13 protein-coding genes are annotated in these 18961 nt (G+C 63.1%); 5 read left to right on the top strand and 8 right to left on the bottom strand.

The window, feature by feature from the left end:
- Positions 1 to 606: 606 nt before the first annotated feature.
- Positions 607 to 1842 carry a glycoside hydrolase family 130 protein gene (locus WP12_RS13165; RefSeq protein ID WP_046194156.1) on the top strand — a complete coding sequence of 412 codons (1236 nt, stop codon included), beginning with the start codon at positions 607 to 609 and terminating at the stop codon, positions 1840 to 1842.
- 117 nt (positions 1843 to 1959) lie between these two features.
- On the opposite strand, the gene WP12_RS13160 is transcribed toward WP12_RS13165, so the two are convergent.
- The 7 genes from WP12_RS13160 to WP12_RS13130 all read right to left on the bottom strand — a co-directional run bounded on the left by WP12_RS13160 (position 1960) and on the right by WP12_RS13130 (position 10251).
- A complete protein-coding gene (locus tag WP12_RS13160) occupies positions 1960 to 2706 on the bottom strand; it encodes a VWA domain-containing protein (RefSeq protein WP_041565047.1) in 747 nt (248 codons plus the stop codon).
- Positions 2707 to 2719: 13 nt separating this feature from the next.
- Positions 2720 to 3703: a hypothetical protein gene (locus WP12_RS13155; protein ID WP_052118041.1), complete on the bottom strand. Its 984-nt coding sequence runs from the start codon at positions 3701 to 3703 to the stop codon at positions 2720 to 2722.
- Between the two features lie 4 nt (positions 3704 to 3707).
- Positions 3708 to 4361: a TerD family protein gene (locus WP12_RS13150; protein ID WP_007015393.1), complete on the bottom strand. Its 654-nt coding sequence runs from the start codon at positions 4359 to 4361 to the stop codon at positions 3708 to 3710.
- 20 nt (positions 4362 to 4381) lie between these two features.
- Positions 4382 to 5557: a hypothetical protein gene (locus tag WP12_RS13145; RefSeq protein ID WP_039858488.1), complete on the bottom strand. Its 1176-nt coding sequence runs from the start codon at positions 5555 to 5557 to the stop codon at positions 4382 to 4384.
- A 306-nt stretch (positions 5558 to 5863) separates the two neighbouring features.
- Positions 5864 to 7057 (bottom strand): acetate/propionate family kinase, encoded by a 1194-nt coding sequence (locus tag WP12_RS13140; RefSeq protein ID WP_046194149.1) that lies wholly within the window; start codon positions 7055 to 7057, stop codon positions 5864 to 5866.
- Entirely contained in the window at positions 7054 to 8472 is a 1419-nt protein-coding gene (locus WP12_RS13135; RefSeq protein ID WP_007015397.1) for a bifunctional enoyl-CoA hydratase/phosphate acetyltransferase, read from the bottom strand. Before WP12_RS13135 ends, WP12_RS13140 begins: the two co-directional genes overlap by 4 nt.
- 3 nt (positions 8473 to 8475) lie before the next feature.
- Positions 8476 to 10251: a PHA/PHB synthase family protein gene (locus WP12_RS13130; RefSeq protein WP_007015398.1), complete on the bottom strand. Its 1776-nt coding sequence runs from the start codon at positions 10249 to 10251 to the stop codon at positions 8476 to 8478.
- Positions 10252 to 10453: 202 nt separating this feature from the next.
- On the opposite strand from WP12_RS13130, the gene WP12_RS13125 reads away from it, so the two are divergent.
- Positions 10454 to 10885: a hypothetical protein gene (locus tag WP12_RS13125; RefSeq protein WP_200894525.1), complete on the top strand. Its 432-nt coding sequence runs from the start codon at positions 10454 to 10456 to the stop codon at positions 10883 to 10885.
- 48 nt (positions 10886 to 10933) lie between these two features.
- On the opposite strand, the gene WP12_RS13120 is transcribed toward WP12_RS13125, so the two are convergent.
- On the bottom strand, positions 10934 to 12196 hold the full coding sequence (locus tag WP12_RS13120) for a mechanosensitive ion channel family protein (protein ID WP_007015400.1): 1263 nt from the start codon (positions 12194 to 12196) through the stop codon (positions 10934 to 10936).
- 963 nt (positions 12197 to 13159) lie between these two features.
- Here WP12_RS13120 and WP12_RS13115 point away from each other — a divergent pair.
- The 3 genes from WP12_RS13115 (at position 13160) to WP12_RS13105 (ending at position 18953) form a co-directional block, all read left to right on the top strand.
- Entirely contained in the window at positions 13160 to 14428 is a 1269-nt protein-coding gene (locus tag WP12_RS13115; RefSeq protein WP_007015403.1) for a TolC family protein, read from the top strand.
- Positions 14429 to 14525: 97 nt separating this feature from the next.
- A complete protein-coding gene (locus WP12_RS13110) occupies positions 14526 to 15689 on the top strand; it encodes an efflux RND transporter periplasmic adaptor subunit (RefSeq protein ID WP_039858481.1) in 1164 nt (387 codons plus the stop codon).
- Between the two features lie 3 nt (positions 15690 to 15692).
- Positions 15693 to 18953 carry an efflux RND transporter permease subunit gene (locus WP12_RS13105; RefSeq protein ID WP_152663992.1) on the top strand — a complete coding sequence of 1087 codons (3261 nt, stop codon included), beginning with the start codon at positions 15693 to 15695 and terminating at the stop codon, positions 18951 to 18953.
- Positions 18954 to 18961: the final 8 nt, after the last annotated feature.

Genomic DNA, 18961 nt, shown 5'->3' with positions numbered 1-18961 from the left:
GCTGTAGCCGATGTCAGAAGCGCGAGCATGACAGACCATGCGGACAATGTACGCACCGTCCGTTCGATTTCGGTCGCCGGTACCCAGTGCGCCCGGTGCGAGCTTCCGGGCGACTACGCCATCCCAATATACTCGCGCGGCCACAACGCGCATGGGGTTCTCCCGCTGATTTCGATATCAATGTCACTTCACGCGGCAGTAGCGGGCGGCACGTCGACGGCCAAGCGAGATGACGAACTCGGAAGATGCACTCGAATGAGAAAGCGACCATCGGTTGTTGTTGCGCTGTTGCCGGCTGGCGTTTGGCTGCTTGCCGCACGGGCCATGATGGCTACCTCAAGCCGGACGCGGCGATTTGGTTTGATCCACCCCCGTCTCGCGCTTTACCTCAGCTTCCGAGCAGCCGCGCTCTATCGCGCGGGCTTTGCGGCCTGGAGTTACAACCGGGGAAAATGGCGCTGACTTCTCTTCGCATCACAGTGCCCTATCTAGGCGAAGCCGACATGATGTACGCTCGTGTCCGGCTGCGTCTAAAGCTCGCGGGATGACGCAGTGACCGACACCCTCAAGGCAGCCGATGTCTTTACCAAGCTCGACATTAAGCTGATGCCCGATCCCTCCCGGACGGTCATCCGCCCTTTCGGTTTCGACTATCCTGCGGCGTTTGCAGCGGGCCGGCCGCCGAGGAGCCAAGCTGTTGCGGCCCGGCTGATGGCGCTCGATCCTACCTATCGGCGGCGGATGCTGGCGTTGCTGCGCCGCGCGATGCAAAGGCGTCATCGACGCGTCGACAATGTGTTCCTGCACCGCTTCGAGGAAGTCAAAGGCGGGCTTGGGATCAACGTGGTCGACCAAGACGATCGGCTGCTCGTCGGTGCCTATTTCAGCCAAGAATACGCCTTCGAAAGCGCGGCGCTGTTCAACCCCAGCATCGTCGAGATTCCCCATCGCGACCCAGGCGACGGCAGCATACGCTTCCTTCTTTCGTTGCGCGGGGTTGGCGAGGGTCACGTCTCGTCGGTCACCTTCCGCTCCGGAAGCTGGGACGGTGGCGACGGCCTCGTCATCGATACGGCGAGCGGCCAAGGCGTGCCACCCCGAATAGAGCGCCAGGAGCAGGGATGGGTCCGACTGCGGTCCGATGACAGCGAGGATATTTCGGAAACGGTCATCTTTCCCATCCTGCCCAGCCAGCGGCAGGGCGTGGAAGATTTGCGATTGGTCCGCTTTACAGATCATGATGGTGCGCAAAGCGTAATCGGCACCTACACAGCTTTCGACGGCAGCACGGCGCGCGCCGAGCTCTTGCGCGGTATCGATGTGCGCACGTATGAAATGCGTCCACTCGTCGGCGCCATGGCGGGATACAAAGGCATGGCGCTGTTCCCGCGGCGCATCGACGGGCGATACACAATGCTCGGACGGCAGGATAGTGAGAGCTTGTGGCTTCTACAATCTGACACGCTTGAGCGATGGGAAGAAGGCGTGCCCATCATGGCGCCTCGTTACCCGTGGGAGTTCGTCCAGATCGGCAATTGCGGCTCGCCGATCGAGATCGACGAAGGGTGGCTGGTGTTCACCCACGGCGTGGGACTGGTCCGCGGTTACTGCATCGGCGCCTGCCTGCTCGACCGGGACGATCCTACGAAGGTGCTTGCGCGGACACCCTCTCCGCTTTTGTTCCCGAGCGGCGAGGAGCATGGCGGCTACGTGCCGAACGTCACCTACAGCTGCGGCGCGCTGCTCCACCGGCGGCGTGTGCTGCTGCCCTACGCCGTCGCCGACGAATATTCCGCGTTCGCGGTGGCGAGCGTCGATGATCTGCTCAGCGTGATGCGGTAGGCCGTTCGATCTTCGCGCGCCCGGGAGAATAGCGTGCCGTGACCGATGAGGCTCAGCAATATCCTACGTCATAACGCTACGATCAATTGCCAAGTGATTTGATTGTAAAATGACCGCCTAGGATTTAAGCCAGTCGAGCAGTTCTGAGCCGAGCAGCTGAGTGTTGAGCTGTTCGTCGGACAATTCGACGAAGGCGTCGAGATCGCGGATGATGACAACGCCCGTGTTACGGAAGCGGGCGGCGATGTGGCGCAGGAAGCCGAAATCGACGTCGTGCTCGCATGCGCCGACGAACAGGAAATAAACCTGATCGCCCCGCCGTTCAGATTCCTCCAGGATTTGAATCGTGCGGCCATGGTCGGATGGGTCGTTCTCGCCATCGGTTACGAAGATGACGATCGAACGCTTCTTCGTACGAAATTCTGGCTCCTGGCCGACCCCGAAGAAGCGACTAAGGAACCCACCCCCCGCCTCAGCTGGCAGCCAACCAAAGTGCTGGAGATTCCGTTCGAGCACGTAGCTGTAAGTTGTGCCGCCGTTCCAGCCAGGCACGCGCTTTACTACGTTGCGGACAATATACCCTCGGCAATCGTCAGGCGCGACTGTACCAACGTGTTGCACGCTACGCTTCCCGTCGCTGAAGGTGAAGACGTCCATCCGCCCGTCTGGATCAAGCTCCATGCCGAAGGGCACCAGCCGCTCGATAAGCCGGCTGGTGGTGCCCTCCTCATGCTCGTGCTCGAACGAGCCCGATACGTCCATGTCGAAGATCAGCTCGGCCTTGACGTCGGCGGCAACACCGGCCTTCTCGAGGGACACGCGCAGGGTACGGGCGGATTTCTGGAGGTCGAGCTGGAGCGTCATGGTCTTGGGCCCTTCATGTCTTGAGCTGCTGCAGAATAGTTTGGAGGCGGTGTTGGAGTTCGCCGGCCTCGGTCGGGTTGGGCGAGCGCGCCCCACTCGCAGTGGCGGTCAATGCAGCTATGGTGGAGAGCCAGGCGGGCATTGCCACCAGCACCGCTTCTTGGATCGCGGCGATCAGGTGCAGCGGCTGCTCGGCCTGCGCGGCGCGGAGCGGATCGTCGCCTCGAAGCTGTACGACTGAGCGGGTCAGGCTCATCGCGCGCTCCAGGAACCGCTGCGACAGCGCTGGCTGCGTGATCGAGAGATGGTCAGCCAGGAACCCCGCCGCCAGCGCCGCCGCCTCGATGTCGCCGCCGGTGGCCTCAATCCGGCGCGCCTGTTCGCTCAGCCGGTCGCGCAGCCGCAGAAGGGGATCGAGTGCGGCGGCCGTCAGCCGCACCAGCTGGTCGAGTTCGGCCCGTGCGTCTTCCAGCGCACAGAGTGTATCGATCCGGCCCGTTCCGCCAAACAGCCGGTCGAACACCCCGGCCGGCCGGCCGATGCCGCAGATCACCGGCAGATCAATCGCACCGAGCAAGTCGATCATCCGCGTCACATACGCCCGAACCCGGCCCAGTTCGTCAGCCCGCGCCAGGTCAAGCGTCCGTGCGACAAGATCGGCGTACTCCTGTTGCGCGCCGTGGCCCCACAAGGTGATGGTGCGGTCGCGCGCACCCTCGACCACGAAGCCCTCGACGAGCCGCACCGCGGTGGCGGCGACGGCGGGGGCGACGCCGGGCGACAGCCGGGCGATATCGGCGACGGTGACGGCGATCCGCCTGCGTTCGACGCCGGGAATAGCGGTGGGAGCTACGACGGGGCGGGTCGCATGCTCGGACACGGACGGCGGCGCGCGGTCGGCGGAGCGGCGCAAAGTCTTTTGGGCCGGCGCGATCGGGCCGATGACCGTCGGGCGCAGCCGGGCCGGCCCGCGGTTGGAAGGCGAGTCGTCGGTCACCAGCTCAGGAGAAATGAGCGAGCACGTCGTTAAATGTCCCGTTGAAGCCACGTCCCACCGCGGCATATTCCCAGCCTTCAGGGCCAAGCAGGAGGCTGCCGAGCTGGACCACGTTGAACTCCTTGAACTCGGACGACAGCTGGTACGCGCCGAGCTCGCGTCCGCTGCCATCGGTCAGCGTGATCGTGCACAGGTCGATGTCGCCGAACGCCGGCTCGTCCTCATCGGCATCGCCCTCTTCATGCCCTCCGCCATGATCCGCCTCGTGGACCGTTACCAAAATAGGGATCTCATTGACCCCCGCAGGCAACTTCGATCCGTCGATGACGATTGATTCGCTGCTGTTCTGCACGCGAAGGTCGCCGCTGTGCGACAAGCCACCGCTCGGGGTGGCGAAGGAGCCGTCCGTGTTAGACGCCAGCGCGCCACCCTGTGGGTTCATTCGCGTGGTGTTGTAGGTCGAGAGCACACTCACCAGCTCGGTCACCTTGGCGCCATTGCCGTCGTTGCGCGCCTCCAGCGCGTGGACATCGACGTCGTCCGCATGGTCGGCGTCGCAGCGCCATTCCACCTTGGCGGTAAAGCGCGCGCCCTTATTCAGCGAAAGTTGCAGCTTAGGCACCGCGACGCCGGGCTTCTCGAGCGACAGGGTGAGCATTGTTGATCAGGTCCTTCGTTTCAATTGGGAGCAAGCGTGGCGAGTTCCCGCCGCGCGTCCGCGAACTTGCGGCGGGCTATCTCGAACTTCTCGTCGGTGGTCTTGCGCGCAACTTCGACCAGTCCGTGAATTTCCTTGGTGGTAGCAATGATCGTCTCGATCTGCTGGGCCTGCGCGACCCGGTTATCGCCGGGTGCGATCGCCGCGGTCACCGCCACGTCCTTCAGCGCGCGGCCGCGCAGCTCGGTCAACTGGCGGTCGAGCTTGGCTTGGCGGCCGGCGATTTGCTGCACGCTTCTTACCGCAAACGCGCCGTGGATCGACAGCAGCGTCATCTTGATGGAGGCGAAACGCGACGCGACGGTGGTCGCAGTTTCCTGCAGGGTGGCGACCCCGGCCTGCTCGATCTGCTGGATTACCAGCTGGTCGGCTGGAAGACGGGTGTAGCTCCCCTCCAGCGCCAGCGCGCGGCTTTCGAGCAAGCGCAATTTGTCCTTCAGCTCCGTCAGCCGAGCCTGTGCCACAGGGTCGGCCGGGTCGAGCGCCGCCTCCTCATTTGCGACATAGGCCTGCGCCTTGTTGAGCAATGCGCGCGCCACCCCGGCGGCGACGGCGAACTCGCCGAAGTGGTTGCCGTAGCTTTTCTTCAGCTGGTCGAGGTTCTGGAGCTCGGCGAACAGCTTCTGCATCTCCTTGCTGAGCTCACCCTCCAGTCGGGCCATCTCGTCGGCAAGCGTCTTGGTCCGCCCCGCGATCAGGTCGCCGATCGCGGTCAACATCTCGTCGATCAGCTGGTCTGGCCGCTTACCGCGCAACCGCCCGAGCAGGCGGCCGAGGAAGCCCGGCTTCTCGCCGTTCTGCATTTTATCAAGGATGGCAGGCAGGTCAGCGTCCTCGACCCCTTTCTCCAGCCGCCCGAACAGCGCGAACACCGCCGCAGCACTGTTCTTGTCGAGCCGCTGAAGAAAGCCGTCGAGCGTGCTTTGCAGCGCTTGTTCGGCTTCGAGGCCGATACGGATCACATCGCCGGAACGCATGGTGGCGAAGTCAAGCTGCGCGAGCTGCTTCTCCGCCTCGGGCAGCTGCTCGGGACGAAGGATGATGGCGCCGGTTTCAAGCGGTATGGGAGAAGCCGCCGACTGCTGAAGTTCGACGGAGTTCCTGCCCGGGTTGGATCCAATGATCGTCGGCTTCATCACTTCTCCTTCGCCCACAGGCGACAATATATTAGCAGCGATGATCGCACCAGCAATTTGCGAGGATAAGGCGCCGCAACCCCAGAGCAGTTCGCAACGGCGATACCGCCCGTCCCCCGGCATAATAGTGCGGCCAGCACGTTGAAAACGGTCACAAACTGCGACGCTTGGCAGATCGTGCCTGATCACGATGAAAATTGGCGCTGCGCGACCGCGTGAACGCCTCTGCGCAACCCGCCGCGATGCTGTGCTCGTTGGCGATGCCTACAATCAGGCCGCGTTTGCCGTCAAGATCGACAAGTGACGTCATGATTGCAATGCTACCAAAAGGGCCAGGGTGTGAAGCGCGATCATCCGCTCCTCGTCGGTCGGAATGACGAGAACGTCGATGCGGCTTTCGCCGGCCCGCGAAATGCGAAGCGCGTTGTCCGCATTGGCGTCGTCGTCGATCTCGAGACCCGCCCAAGCCAACCGGGTACAGATGCGCCGCCGCACATCAGCGTGATTTTCACCGATGCCGGCGGTGAACACGAACGCATCCAGTCCGCCGAGTGATGAGATAAGCCCGCCGGCCTCGCGCGCCACCCGCCAGCAGAAGAGATCGATCGCCTCCTCCGCCTCGACGCTCCCATCCTCCGACAGCGCGCGCATGTCGCTCGAGATGTTCGATACGCCAAGAAGACCGGATTTGCGGTAAAGCAGGTCCTCGACCTCGGCCACCGGCATGCTTAGCTGTGACTGGAGATGCAGCACGACGCCGGGATCGATGCTGCCGCAGCGCGTACCCATGACGAGCCCGTCGAGCGCGGTGAAACCCATCGTCGTGTCGATGCTGCGCCCGCTCTGCATTGCGCACAGGCTGGCGCCGTTGCCGAGGTGCGCGGCAATCACACGCCCGCGCGCGAGCGCCGGATCGATCTTGCCCAGACGCCGTGCGATATATTCATAAGAAAGACCGTGAAAGCCGTAGCGGCGGATACCCTGATCGTGGAGGAAGCGGGGGATGGCGAGCCGGGAGGCGACCATCGGCTTGTCATGGTGGAAGGCCGTGTCGAAGCAGGCGACCTGGGGAAGATCGGGGTTGATCCGGGCAATGGCGCGGATAGCGGTGAGATTGTGGGGCTGGTGGAGCGGCGCGAGAGGGCAAAGCGCCTCCAGGGCGTCGAGCAGGACCGCGTCGACCCGTTGCGGCGCGGCAAAGCGGGTGCCGCCATGAACGACCCGGTGGCCGATCGCGACGACCTGCCGGTCACCAAGATGGTCCGTGGCCCATGCAAACAGATCTTCGAGCAGATCGGCATGGGTCAGCGACGCCCCATCCGGCCAGTCGCGGTCTATCAGGACTTCACCCTCGGCGGAGCGGATGCGGAGAGCGGGTGCAATACCGATCTTTTCGATCTTGCCGCTCGCCGACAAGGTGAGGCTGTCAGGATTGCCGAGCGTATAGAGCGCGAACTTGATGCTCGATGATCCGGAATTGAGACTGACGACGGCCTTCATGCGCGCGTCGCCATCCCCGGCGCGGCCTTTGTCGCCGCATGGGCCATAAGCACAGCGACCGCGCACGAAGCCAGCCGGGTCCGCAGGCTGTCGGCACGGCTGGTCAGGATGATCGGCACGCGCGCGCCGAGAACGACACCGGCGGCATCCGCATCACCCAGAAAGGTCAATTGTTTGGCCAGCATGTTGCCGGATTCGATATCGGGTACGACGAGGATGTCCGCCCGTCCCGCGACCGGCGAGACGATGCCTTTCTCGTGCGCCGCATCAGGGCTGATCGCATTGTCGAACGCGAGCGGCCCGTCGAGCAGTCCGCCGGTGATCTGCCCGCGATCCGCCATCTTGCAGAGCGCCGCCGCGTCGAGCGTGGAGACCATTGCCGGATTTACCGTCTCGACCGCGGAGAGGATCGCGACCTTCGGCTCCTCGATTCCGATCACATGCGCGAGATCGATGGCGTTGCGAACGATATCCGCCTTCTCCTCCAAGCTCGGGGCGATGTTGATCGCCGCATCGGTGATGATGAGAGGTCCCGGGTGGTCCGCCACATCCATCACATAGGCATGGCTGATCCGCCGCTCCGTCCGCAGGCCCGTGCCCGACGTGACGACAGCGCCCATCAGTTCGTCGGTGTGGAGCGAACCCTTCATCAGCAGTCTGGCCTTGCCCTCATGTACGAGTGCGACCGCTCGGGCTGCCGCGTCATGGCTATGGCCAGCAGGCTCGATCGGAAAGGCCGTGATGTCCTTGCCGGCTTCCTCGGCCGCGATGCGTATTTTCGCCACCGGGCCGACCAGGATGGGGGCGATCAGGCCCTGCTCGGCTGCCTCCGCGACCGCCACGATCGCCGCCGCGCTGCACGGATGGGCGACCGCGGTCGGCACCGGCGCGAGCCCGGCCACTTTTTCCATCAATCGACGATAACCATGACGTTCGGCAAGATGGACGTCCGGCAGGGCAATGCGCGGGCGGCGCACTTTCTCGTTCGGCGCCTTGACCTCCGCGCGGCCTGAGATCACCTCCTCGCCGTCCTGGTTGACGCAGCGGCAGTCGAATATCACGATGCTGTGTTCCGTCTGCTTCTCGGCCACCGTGACGCTGGCGGTGATCGTATCGCCAAGGCCGACCGGACGCGAGAAGCGGAGCGACTGACTGAGATAGATGGCGCCGGGACCCGGAAGTTCGGTGCCGAGCACCGCCGATATCAGCCCGCCACCCCACATGCCATGCGCAATCACGCGGCGGAACAGGTCAGTCGCGGCATAGTCGGGATCGACGTGCGCCGGATTGACGTCGCCCGAGACCAGCGCGAAGAGCTGGATGTCCTCCTCGCGCAGTGTTCGCGCCAGGCTCGCCGTATCACCCACCGCGATCTCGTCGAAGGTGCGGTTCTCGATCATTGGTTCGTCATTCATCGCTCAGCGCTCCAGCACAAAATGGCCGGGTGCGTCAGCGAGCGGCGCATAGCCCTTGTCCGTTGCGCCCATCGGCGGCGGGGTGCCCGCGTTGCCCGACAATTTCGCGAGCCAATCGCCCCAGGCGGTCCACCAGCTGCCTTCGTGACGCGGCGCGGCATCCAGCCATGCGTCGGGGTCGAGCGCGGCCCCATCCGCCTCGCGAGTAAGCAGACGATAGGACCGGCCTGGATGCCCCGGCTCCGAGACGATCCCGGCATTATGGCCGCCGCTGGTCAGCACGAAGTCGATCGGCGCCCCGGTCAGCCGGTGGATCTTGAAGACCGAACGCCAAGGCGCGACATGATCGCGCTCCGTGCCGACCACGAACATCGGCCAGCGCAACACCGACAGGGCGATCGGGCGTCCATTGACCTGGAAGCGTCCTTCAGCGAGATCGTCCTCGAGGAACAGCCGGCGCAGATACTGGCTGTGCATGGCATAGGGCATCCGCGTGCCGTCCGCGTTCCAGGCCATGAGGTCGTTCATCGGCTCGCGCTCGCCCATGAGATAAGTGGTGAGCACGCGCGACCAGACCAGATCGTTCGAGCGCAGCATCTGAAACGCGCCGCCCATCTGGGCGCTGTCGAGATAGCCTCGACCCCACATCATGTTCTCGAGCAGGCTAAGCTGCCCTTCGTCGATGAACAGGCCCAATTCGCCAGGCTCGCAGAACTCGGTCTGGGCCGCGAGCAGCGTGAGGCTGGCCAGCCGGTCGTCGCCATCGCGCGCCATGGCCGCCGCCGCGATCGCGAGCAGCGTCCCGCCGAGGCAATAACCCGCCGCATGGACCGAAGCGCCGCCGGTGATCGCGGCGACGGCGTCGAGTGCGGCCATCGGTCCAAGCTGCAGATAATCGGCCATCTCGAGGTCGCGATCGGTGCTGCCGGGATTATGCCAGGAGATCATGAACACGGTGAAGCCCTGCGCGGTGAGCCACTGGACCAGCGAGTTCTCCGGCGAAAGGTCGAGGATGTAATATTTCATGATCCAGGCGGGCACGATCAGGATCGGCTCGGGCCGGGCCTGCTCCGTCGTCGGCGCATATTGGATCAGTTCCATTAGCCGGTTCCGGTACACGACTTTGCCTTCGGCGGTCGCGAGGGTTTCGCCGACTTGGAACGCTTCCGTACCGGCCGGCGGCAGGCCGCGCATCAGCGCCTCGACGTCGGTCATCCAATTTCGCAGGCCATCGGCCAGGCACTGTCCGCCGGTCTCCAGGATACGCTGCTGCAGGACGGGGTTCGTGGCGAGGAAATTGGTGGGCGCCACCGTATCGAGCCACTGGCGGACAGCGAAGGCCACCATCTCCTCATGATGCGCGGTAACGCCCGTGATCCCGGTCGTTGCCGCGTGCCACCATTGCTGGTTGAGCAGAAAGGCCTGCGAGACGAGGTTGAACGGCGCCGACGCCCAAGCTGGGTCGGCAAAGCGCCGATCCTGCGGCAGCGGCTCGATCGCGCGCGCCGCCTGCGCGTCCGTCGCGCTACGCATGGCATAGTCTCCCAGTCGCGTCATTTTGCGCAGCGCCTTGGCAGCGAGCTGCGTCTGCTTGCCCGGCGAGGCTGCAAGGTGCAGCATCCAGTCGGAGACGGCCTGGGCCAGCGTGGCTGGCGACAAGCCGAAGGTTGCCTGAGCAATCATGGCACCCGCGGCGCGGTCCATGGTCTCCGCCAGGCCATCGAGCGGATCACCCACGCCGGGGATCTGGGCTTCGACCATGATCTTCAAACCTTTCATCAACGGGCGAATTCCTAAGCCTTCCGCACATGACCCCGAGACTCGGGAGCGGAGCAGCACAATCGAGGCACGCCTTTCCTATGTTCGGTAACAGACGCGCTATAGGGACATTCCCTATGGTGTCTTTGTTGCGTACGGGTGAAGATGGCCGCTGGGTCGTTTGGCCAGACCCCGCATCTGGCTAATATGAAGGGAATTCGCTTTGTCACATGGCTCGCGACGCTGGAAAAACCAATCGATCGAAGGCTTTCCGCAGGAGGGAGCCACGCGGATCCGAAGCGGGAAATTGCGGCCTTTCGCCTGGATTCTGATCGGCCTCGCGATGCTAATCTGGTCGCTGCTCTCCTGGCTTCTCTACAGCTTTACCGACCCCGTGCTCGCCTGGCTCGCCACCTCGCTCGATCTCGTCGTGGATCGCGGACAGGATACCGCGAAAACCCTGGGCAACAAATCTGCCGGCGACATACTGGCCGCGCTCGATACCAGCAGCCTGCCCGGACAATTGCTGGGGATGCTAAAGAGCACCGGCAAGGGTGCCGTCGTGGTCATCTGGGTAATCGGCATGGCCGCATTAGCCATTTTGCCTATCGGCTTGTCCCTGATTGGCCGTTTCTATGTCCGGGGGCGCCATTGAAGTATGGCGACGCAACGGAACTCGAGCGCCTGGACGGCTTGAGAACGCTCAGCCATCTCCCACCCCGATCGATTTCTTCGCATTCTCGCCCAATGACATCCGTTGAACGTCATGGCCGCTCGGTGCCTGATAGAGGCGCAGGCCGAATTCAGGCAGGATCGCGAGCAAGTGATCGAAAATATCGGCCTGGATGGTTTCATATTCCGACCAGATCGTCGTCGCGGTGAAGCAGTAGATCTCCAGCGGCAATCCCTGCGCGGTAGGTTGGAGCTGACGCACAAGCAGGGCCATATCGCCCGACACACGCGTTTGTGCGCGAAGATACGCGATAACGTAGGCGCGAAACGTGCCGATGTTAGTTAGACGCCGTCCATTCACGACATCCCCGCCATGCTCGACGAGCTGATCGTTCGATTGCGCCAGTTCGCCCTGTTTGCGGATTAGATAATCGTCGATCAGCGCGAAACGGCGCAGGCTCAGTTCGTCCTCTTCGCCCAGAAAGCGGATACTGCTCTGGTCGATGAAGAGAGATCGCTTGATCCGTCGCACACCGACGTCTTGCATGCCGCGCCAGTTCTTGAAACTGTCGGAGATGAGCCGATAGGTGGGTATGCTCGTGATCGTCTTGTCGAAGTTCTGCACTTTGATCGTGTGCAAGGCAATATCGATCACGTCTCCATCAGCATTGAGCGCTGGCATCTCGATCCAGTCCCCGACCCGGAGCATGTCGTTGGAGGTGAGCTGCACCGATGCGACCAGCGACAGGATTGTATCCTTGAACACCAGCATGAGCACTGCCGCCAGCGCGCCCAGTCCCGAGAGCAGTAGCAACGGCGACTGTTCCATTACCACCGCAATCACCAGCACCGTGCCGGCAAGAAACAGCAGGATTTTGAGGACCTGGATATATCCCTTGATGGGACGGTGGTCGGCATCGGGCCGGCGCTGATAGAGCCGGTTTGCAAGATTGAGCGCGGCGTTCATCGCCAGGATGATCGTCAGGATGATGAAGGCATTCGCCACATTATGGATCGCCGTCGCCAAACCAGCTGGCAGATGCACGACCAGTCCGACGCCGCGGGCGAGGATGAGCGCAGGCACGATATTGGCGAGCCGCGCGACGATAGGTGCGGGAGTCGGACCGTCCTTGGGCAACAGCTGCAAGGCGAACTTAAGGATCACCTGCTTGACGATCCAGTTGACGAAGACCGCAACCGCAAACAGCAGGGCGACCCCAAGCATCGCCTCCAGCCATGAAGGCATGGCCGCCGCGAAGGGGAAAGTGACGGAGAAGGTTTGCGAATCGATCATGGCGCTCGCCGGCAACCTATCTTGCATCGCAGCCGAGGATTTCAATAAACGGCAGCCAATATGGGGCCGCCACTTCGACAAATAGAAGCGACGAAAGCTGGATTCGCAACGGACCCTCCTTCAAGATTGCATTGGAACAACACCAGATTGACACCATGGCGACGTAACGACGGCGCAGTAAACGACTGGCGGGTCACACGAACAGGTTTTTTGGTAGATCGTCGCCTTGGCCTGTATCGCCTCCGAACTTCAAGAGGTCAGGGTCGATCCAGAGCAGTGCTTGCGAAGGCTTCTCGGTCGAAACCTGCACGTCACACTTACATGAAACGCCAGTCCCGAAGTTCACCAGATAATTCTGTGAGGTTGAGAACCACCGCCTCATCCAGACGCACCGACGATGAACACCCTCCAGGCAAATTGGCTCGATTGGCTGCGAGACGTTCGTAATCGACCTTGATAGCCGGCCGCCGCCCGGCCCAGAGGATTGCTTCTACCCCCAGGCGACGCCATCCCCATAACACTGAAGGAATTCCTTTCCGAAGTGGTCTCATCGTGCTATCCGCGTCTATCATGCGGCGTGTCCTGCTCATTTTTGCAGCGCTTTATGTCAGCCTGTCTCTGACTGGCGGATCGATTGCACACGCCATGGAGCCGATTTCCTGCGTGGACAGTGCAACAGCCGCCAGCATGGGACACAGCAACGGTGACGGGGACCAGGTTCCTTCCGATGCAAATAAGGGATTCACGCATCACCATGGGGGCTGTCACAGCCACCAAGTTTGCGATGCTGTGAAAAGCGAAGTGCTGCCAATCGCTTTTGGCATGGACAACCCGTCATCGCTTTTCGGTTTCCAGTACCTCCCGCTCGCTACAGCTGACCCCGCGCTGCGACCTCCAATAGCCTGATATTCCGACTTCGCCGCAACGTTCGCGGCCTCCCGGAATTATCAGGAGCTCTCATTCATGCATCGTGTCATTGCGGCCCTGCTGGCCGTGGCGTCTTGCGCGGCTATCGCGCACGCGCAGACGTCGCCATCGCCGCCAAGTTCCTCACCTCCCTTCACGTTGGAACGCGCCCTCATTGCGGCGGGCGCGTCGTCCCCAAGCCTTGAAGTCGCTGATGCGGGCGTACGGGCGGCAGGTGCCGCGCGCACCGTGGCCGGCTTGCGGCCTAACCCACAGGTCCAGGTCCAGGTTGAAAATGTCGGTGGATCAGGCCTCTACCGGGGCACGCAAAGCGCCGAAACGACGACCGGGCTCGCCCTGCCGATCGAGCTTGGAGGCAAGCGGTCGGCCCGCATCGCCGTTGCAGACTCGCGTCGCGATCGCGCGCGGATCGAAGCCGCCATTGTGGAGGCGGACCTGCGCGAGCGGGTCACGATGGCCTATGTCGCCGCCGTTTCTGCAGAACGCCGCGTTGCCGTAGCACGGCAATTGGCGGAGTTTGCCAATCGCGGCTTCAGCGCTGCCAGCACGAGAGTAACGGCGGGGGCGGCTTCGCCGATCGAGCAACAACGCGCCGATGTCGAGCGGGTAAATGCCAATGTCGCGTTCGACAGAGCTGTTCGGGAGGCCGTCGTCGCGAAAGAGAACCTGGCGCGCTTGATCGGCGAACCAATCGCCGGTGAGCTTGACGTTGCCTGGTTCGATCGGGTCGGAACCTATGGTCCGGCAGTCCCCGTCTCCGCGCAGGGGACGCTCATCATCGCGGCGGCCGAGGCAGATGTTACGACGGCCGACGCCCTGGTCAGGCTTGCCCGCTCGCAGCGCGTGCCGGACGTGACGCTCAACGCGGGTGCGCGCCGTCTCTCAGCCTCCGGTGACACAGCAGCGATTTTCGGTCTTAGCATCCCTTTCCCCCTCTTCAATAATGGCCGTGCCGCCGTGAGCCAGGCCGAGTCGGAACGGCTCCAGGTCGATGCGCGACGGCGCGTTACCCTATTGGAAACGGAACAAACCATCGCCAGCGTGCAGGCAGAGCTCGCCAATGCGGCGGCAAGCGCGCGAGCGGCCGGCGGGCCGGCACTCTCCGCAGCCACGGAAGCCGCCAGAATCGCGAGGATTGGCTATGCGCAAGGAAGGTTCAGCCAACTCGACCTGCTCGTTGCCGAGCGGACGCTAGCGGACACCAATGGTGCGTTCGTCGATGCGCTCGTTGCCTATCATGACGCGGAAGCGCGGCTCGCACGTCTGACGGTCCCGGCGCCAGTTATTGCGGAGACACCGCAATGATCGCCTTCACCACAACGCTCAACATTGTCTCCACTGCATTCGCAGTGCCGAGCGAGGTAGTTCTCGCCCGCTGCTCATCCAATTTCGGAGAAACTCGATGATAACACAAGACAAGCGCCTCCTTGGGGGCGTGGCAGGGGCGGTTTTACTCGCTGCAGTCGGTGGCTTCAGCGTCGCGCGCTGCACCGCGGATCCGGTCAGCAGCCAATCAACCGAGAAGGTCGGCGGGAAAAAGAGCGAAACGCCACCAGACAGCCTTGCAATGAGTGCGCAGGCGATTCGCGAAGCCGAAATTGCGGTTGAGGCGGTGCGTGCTGGCGGCCTTGGCTCCGAGATCGTTGCGCAGGCGCTCGTATCGCCCTCCCCCACCGGCGAGGCGCTGGTAACGGCCCGCGCTGGCGGCGCTGTCACGCGCGTGTTCAAACGGCTCGGTGATCCTGTTCGAGCGGGTGAAGCGCTCGCCGTGGTCGAGAGCCGAGACGCGGCTCAGATCGCCGCTGATCGCACGGCGGCGGCGGCTCGCGCCGACCTGGCTCAGAAGTCACTCGCGCGCGAGCGCTACCTTTTCGATCAGAAGGTATCAGCGCGCGTCGATCTCGAACGGGCACAAGCCGAAGCAGCAGCGGCAGCGGCTGAAGCAAGGCGAGCCCAAGTCTCGGCCGGCGCCGCAAATGTCACCAGCGACGGTCGGGGCGTAATCGTCGCCAGTCCGATCGCAGGCCGCGTCACCTCGGCATCGGTAAGCCTAGGTGCCTTTGTCCAGCCTGAAGCCGAGCTGTTCCGCGTCGCCGATCCCAGCCAGATTCAGGTCGAGGCTGCGATCACTCCTGGCGATATTGCGCGCCTTGCTCCTGGCGACCGCGCCGTTGTCGAACTCGCCGATGGCCGCACGGTGGAAGGCAAGGTGCGCGCCGTCACGCCCACGCTCAACAACGAAACCCGATCGGCAACGGCGGTGCTCGATGTTCCGGGCGGGATACTCCAGCCCGGCCTCGGTGTGCGCGTGAGGCTGATGCCGAGTCGGGGTTCCCCGACGGATTCCATTGTCGTGTCCGAAGACGCAGTGCAAAGCTTTGAAGGTCGCGATGCAGTCTTCGTCCGGACCCCCCAAGGGTTCCGCGCTCGCTTCGTGACTCTGGGGCAACGCAGCGCTGGCCGCATCGAGATCGTCTCCGGCCTCAAGTCCGGCGAGACCATCGCTACCCGTAACGCTTTCCTGCTCAAAGCCGAACTCGGCAAGGGCGCGGGCGAGGAGGAATAGGCCATGATCGCAAGTCTCATGGCGCTGTCCGTCCGCGCGCGCTGGGCGGTGCTGTTCATCTTTCTCGCTATAGCTGGCATCGGCGTGTGGCAACTCGCCAAACTGCCGATCGACGCTGTTCCCGACATCACTAACAAGCAGGTCCAGATAAACACCGTCGACCGCGCGCTTTCGCCGGTCGAGATGGAAAAGCTCGTCACCTATCCGATCGAAACGGCGCTTGCCGGCATCCCCGGCCTGGAATCGACACGCTCCTTGTCGCGTAATGGGTTCAGTCAGGTCACTGCCATCTTCTCCGATTCGACCGACCTCTATTTTGCCCGCCAGCAGGTCGGCGAACGCCTTGTCCAAGCCCAGGAAACACTGCCCGAGGGCGTCCAGCCGCAAATCGGCCCGGTGACGACGGGCCTCGGCGAAGTCGTCATGTATACGGTCGGCTTCGGCAAACCCGATGGCCGGGGCGCACGCAAGGTCGCAGGTCAACCGGGTTGGCAGCCCGACGGCAGTTATCTGACGCCCGAGGGTAGCCGGCTCACGGACGAAGTTGCAAAGGCTGGCTATCTTCGCACCATCCAGGACTGGATCATCCGGCCCCAGCTCCGGACGGTGCCGGGCGTCGCGGGCGTCGATTCGATCGGTGGTTACGCAAAAACCTTCGTCGTCGAACCCGACCCGGTGAAGCTCACCAGCTACGGCATTTCCTACACCGAACTTGGCCAGGCACTCGAAGCGGCGAACCTCGCGGTCGGCGCCAATTTCTTCAACCGGGGCGGCGAAGCCTATCTGGTGCGCGCTGATGCACGCATCCGCTCGGTCGATGAAATCCGCAATGCGGTGGCCGCGACACGCGGCGGTTTGCCGATCACGATCGGACAAATCGCCGATGTGCGGATCGGCGGCGATCTCCGCACGGGCGCCGCCAGCATGAACGGCCAGGAAGCGGTCGTTGGCACGGCGCTCATGCTGATCGGCGAGAACAGCCGCGTGGTGGCCCGCGCGGTTGGCGAAAAGCTCGATCAGGTCAAAGCGACCTTGCCGCCCGGTGTTGAGGTCAAGGTGGTCCTCGATCGGGCCAAGCTCGTCAACGCCACCGTCGCCACCGTCCAGCGCAATTTGACCGAGGGCGCTTTGCTGGTCGCGGCATCTTTGTTTCTGCTGTTGGGCAACTGGCGCGCAGCGATCATTGCCGTCCTCGTCATCCCATTCTCGTTCCTGATGATGGCGATGGGCATGAATGCGTTTCGCGTGCCGGGCAATCTAATGAGCCTTGGCGCGCTCGATTTCGGGCTGATCGTCGACGGCGCCGTCATCATCATCGAGAACTGCCTGGCCCGGCTCGCGCACCGGCAGGAGCATGAAGGACGATTGCTGAACCTGCGCGAACGGCTCGAAGAAACAATGCGGGCCAGCCAGGAGATGATCAAGCCGACGGTGTTCGGCCAGGCCATCATCCTGCTCGCCTTCGCGCCACTACTGACATTCACCGGTGTCGAGGGCAAAACCTTCTCGCCGATGGCAATCACCATCATGTTGGCGCTGGTCGCGGCCTTTGTGCTCGCCATCACCTTCGTTCCGGCGCTCGTTGCCCTGCTCATCCGAGGCAAGGTGGCCGAGAAGGAAGTGTGGCTGATCCGCAAGTCCAAGGAACGCTATCTGCCACTTCTCGACAAAGCACTCGCGCGGCCGTGGCTGTTCATTGGCGGCGGTTTCGCCTTCTTCGTCGCCGCAATCCCGGCCTTCGGCCTGTTGGGCTCGGAGTTCATCCCCCAGCTCGACGAAAAGAATCTGGCGCTCGCATCGACGCGGGTTCCTTCCGTTAGCCTCGAACAGTCGCTTACCATGCAGCGCAACGTAGAACGTGCCGTGACAAAATTGCCCGAAGTCGAGCTGATGTTCTCGAAGACGGGCACCGCCGAAGTGGCAACCGATCCCATGCCACCTAACGTGTCCGACGGCTTCGTCATCCTCAAGCCGCAGGATCAATGGCCGAGCGGTGTGACGTCCAAAGCCGATGTAATCGAACGTGTCGAGAAGGCGGCCAACGGGAAGATGGGCCAGCTCTACGAGCTTAGCCAGCCTATTCAGCTCCGTTTCAACGAGTTGATCGCCGGGGTGCGTGGCGACGTCGCCATCAAGCTCTACGGCGACGACCTTGACAAGATGGCACAGTCAGCGAACGAGATTGTGCGGGTGCTGCAGTCGGTCCCCGGGGCGGCAAGCGTCAAGGCCGATCAAACCGGCGGTGCGCCAACGCTCGATGTTCGGTTCGATCGTGCCGCCATCGCACGCTACGGGCTTACCGTCCAGGAGGTCGCGGACACCGTGGCCGCCGCGATGGGTGGGCGCGACTCTGGCCTGCTGTTCGAGGGCGACCGTCGCTTCAACATTGCTGTTCGTGTGCCTGAGAAGACACGCGTCGATCTTGATACGATACTCGCTCTCCCCGTCCTGCTTCCGCAAATAGAGGGGCAGGTAAGGCGATCGGTGCCATTGTCGCAAGTCGCGCAAATCCGCTTCACCGAAGGCTTGAACCAGATCAGCCGTGAGAATGGCAAACGGCGCGTTGTCATCCAAGCCAATCTCCAGGGACGGGATGCAGGTTCGTTCGTAGCCGAGGCGCAGGCAAAGATTGCGCAGGTCAAGCTGCCCGCCGGATACTATCTGGAATGGGGCGGGCAGTTCCAAAGCCTGCAAGCGGCTTCACAACGCCTGTCTATCGTCGTGCCGCTGTGCTTCGCAGCAATCTTCGGGCTGCTCTACATGGCGTTGGGCGGCTTCGGGCGGGCGGCAGCGGTGTTTCTAGCGGTGCCGCTGGGGCTGGCGGGCGGAGTCTTCACACTGGCCCTGACCGGGATCGCCTTCTCAGTTTCGGCCGCCGTGGGATTCATCTGTCTAGCGGGCGTTGCCGTACTGAACGGCCTCGTGGTCATGACGGCTATCCGCGAGCGCCTCGACGGGGGCGTGTCGCTCGTGGAAGCGATCCGGGAAGGCATGACGGAAAAGATGCGGGCCGTCGTAATGACTGGGTTCGTGCCCGCGATCGGCTTCGTTCCAATGGCCCTCGCCCGCGGAACTGGCGCGGAAGTGCAAAAGCCCCTCGCAACCACGGTCATCGGCGGCCTGATCGCGGCGACCATTCTCACCCTGCTCGTACTGCCCGCGATCGCCAAGGTGGTGCTGGGCGTAAAACTCAACTGGCGACGCCGAGGCAAAGAGGTTGAACCCCTCGCCTCGGCAATAACAAGTGAAGGAGAGAAAGAATGAATCAAAAT

This window comes from Sphingomonas sp. SRS2 (assembly GCF_000971055.1).
In the GTDB taxonomy this organism is placed as follows: domain Bacteria; phylum Pseudomonadota; class Alphaproteobacteria; order Sphingomonadales; family Sphingomonadaceae; genus Rhizorhabdus.
The sequence above is the reverse complement of the archived record's forward strand: the minus strand, read 5'-3'. Positions and strand labels throughout refer to the sequence as shown.

Excerpts from the sequence above, each read along its gene's own strand:
- WP12_RS13165 (WP_046194156.1), top strand. The coding sequence starts at position 607 with ATGCCCGATCCCTCCCGGACGGTCATCCGCCCTTTCGGTTTCGACTAT.
- WP12_RS13160 (WP_041565047.1), bottom strand. The coding sequence starts at position 2,706 with ATGACGCTCCAGCTCGACCTCCAGAAATCCGCCCGTACCCTGCGCGTG.
- WP12_RS13150 (WP_007015393.1), bottom strand. The coding sequence starts at position 4,361 with ATGCTCACCCTGTCGCTCGAGAAGCCCGGCGTCGCGGTGCCTAAGCTG.
- WP12_RS13145 (WP_039858488.1), bottom strand. The coding sequence starts at position 5,557 with ATGAAGCCGACGATCATTGGATCCAACCCGGGCAGGAACTCCGTCGAA.
- WP12_RS13140 (WP_046194149.1), bottom strand. The coding sequence starts at position 7,057 with ATGAAGGCCGTCGTCAGTCTCAATTCCGGATCATCGAGCATCAAGTTC.
- WP12_RS13135 (WP_007015397.1), bottom strand. The coding sequence starts at position 8,472 with ATGAATGACGAACCAATGATCGAGAACCGCACCTTCGACGAGATCGCG.
- WP12_RS13130 (WP_007015398.1), bottom strand. The coding sequence starts at position 10,251 with ATGAAAGGTTTGAAGATCATGGTCGAAGCCCAGATCCCCGGCGTGGGT.
- WP12_RS13120 (WP_007015400.1), bottom strand. The coding sequence starts at position 12,196 with ATGATCGATTCGCAAACCTTCTCCGTCACTTTCCCCTTCGCGGCGGCC.
- WP12_RS13115 (WP_007015403.1), top strand. The coding sequence starts at position 13,160 with ATGCATCGTGTCATTGCGGCCCTGCTGGCCGTGGCGTCTTGCGCGGCT.
- WP12_RS13110 (WP_039858481.1), top strand. The coding sequence starts at position 14,526 with ATGATAACACAAGACAAGCGCCTCCTTGGGGGCGTGGCAGGGGCGGTT.
- WP12_RS13105 (WP_152663992.1), top strand. The coding sequence starts at position 15,693 with ATGATCGCAAGTCTCATGGCGCTGTCCGTCCGCGCGCGCTGGGCGGTG.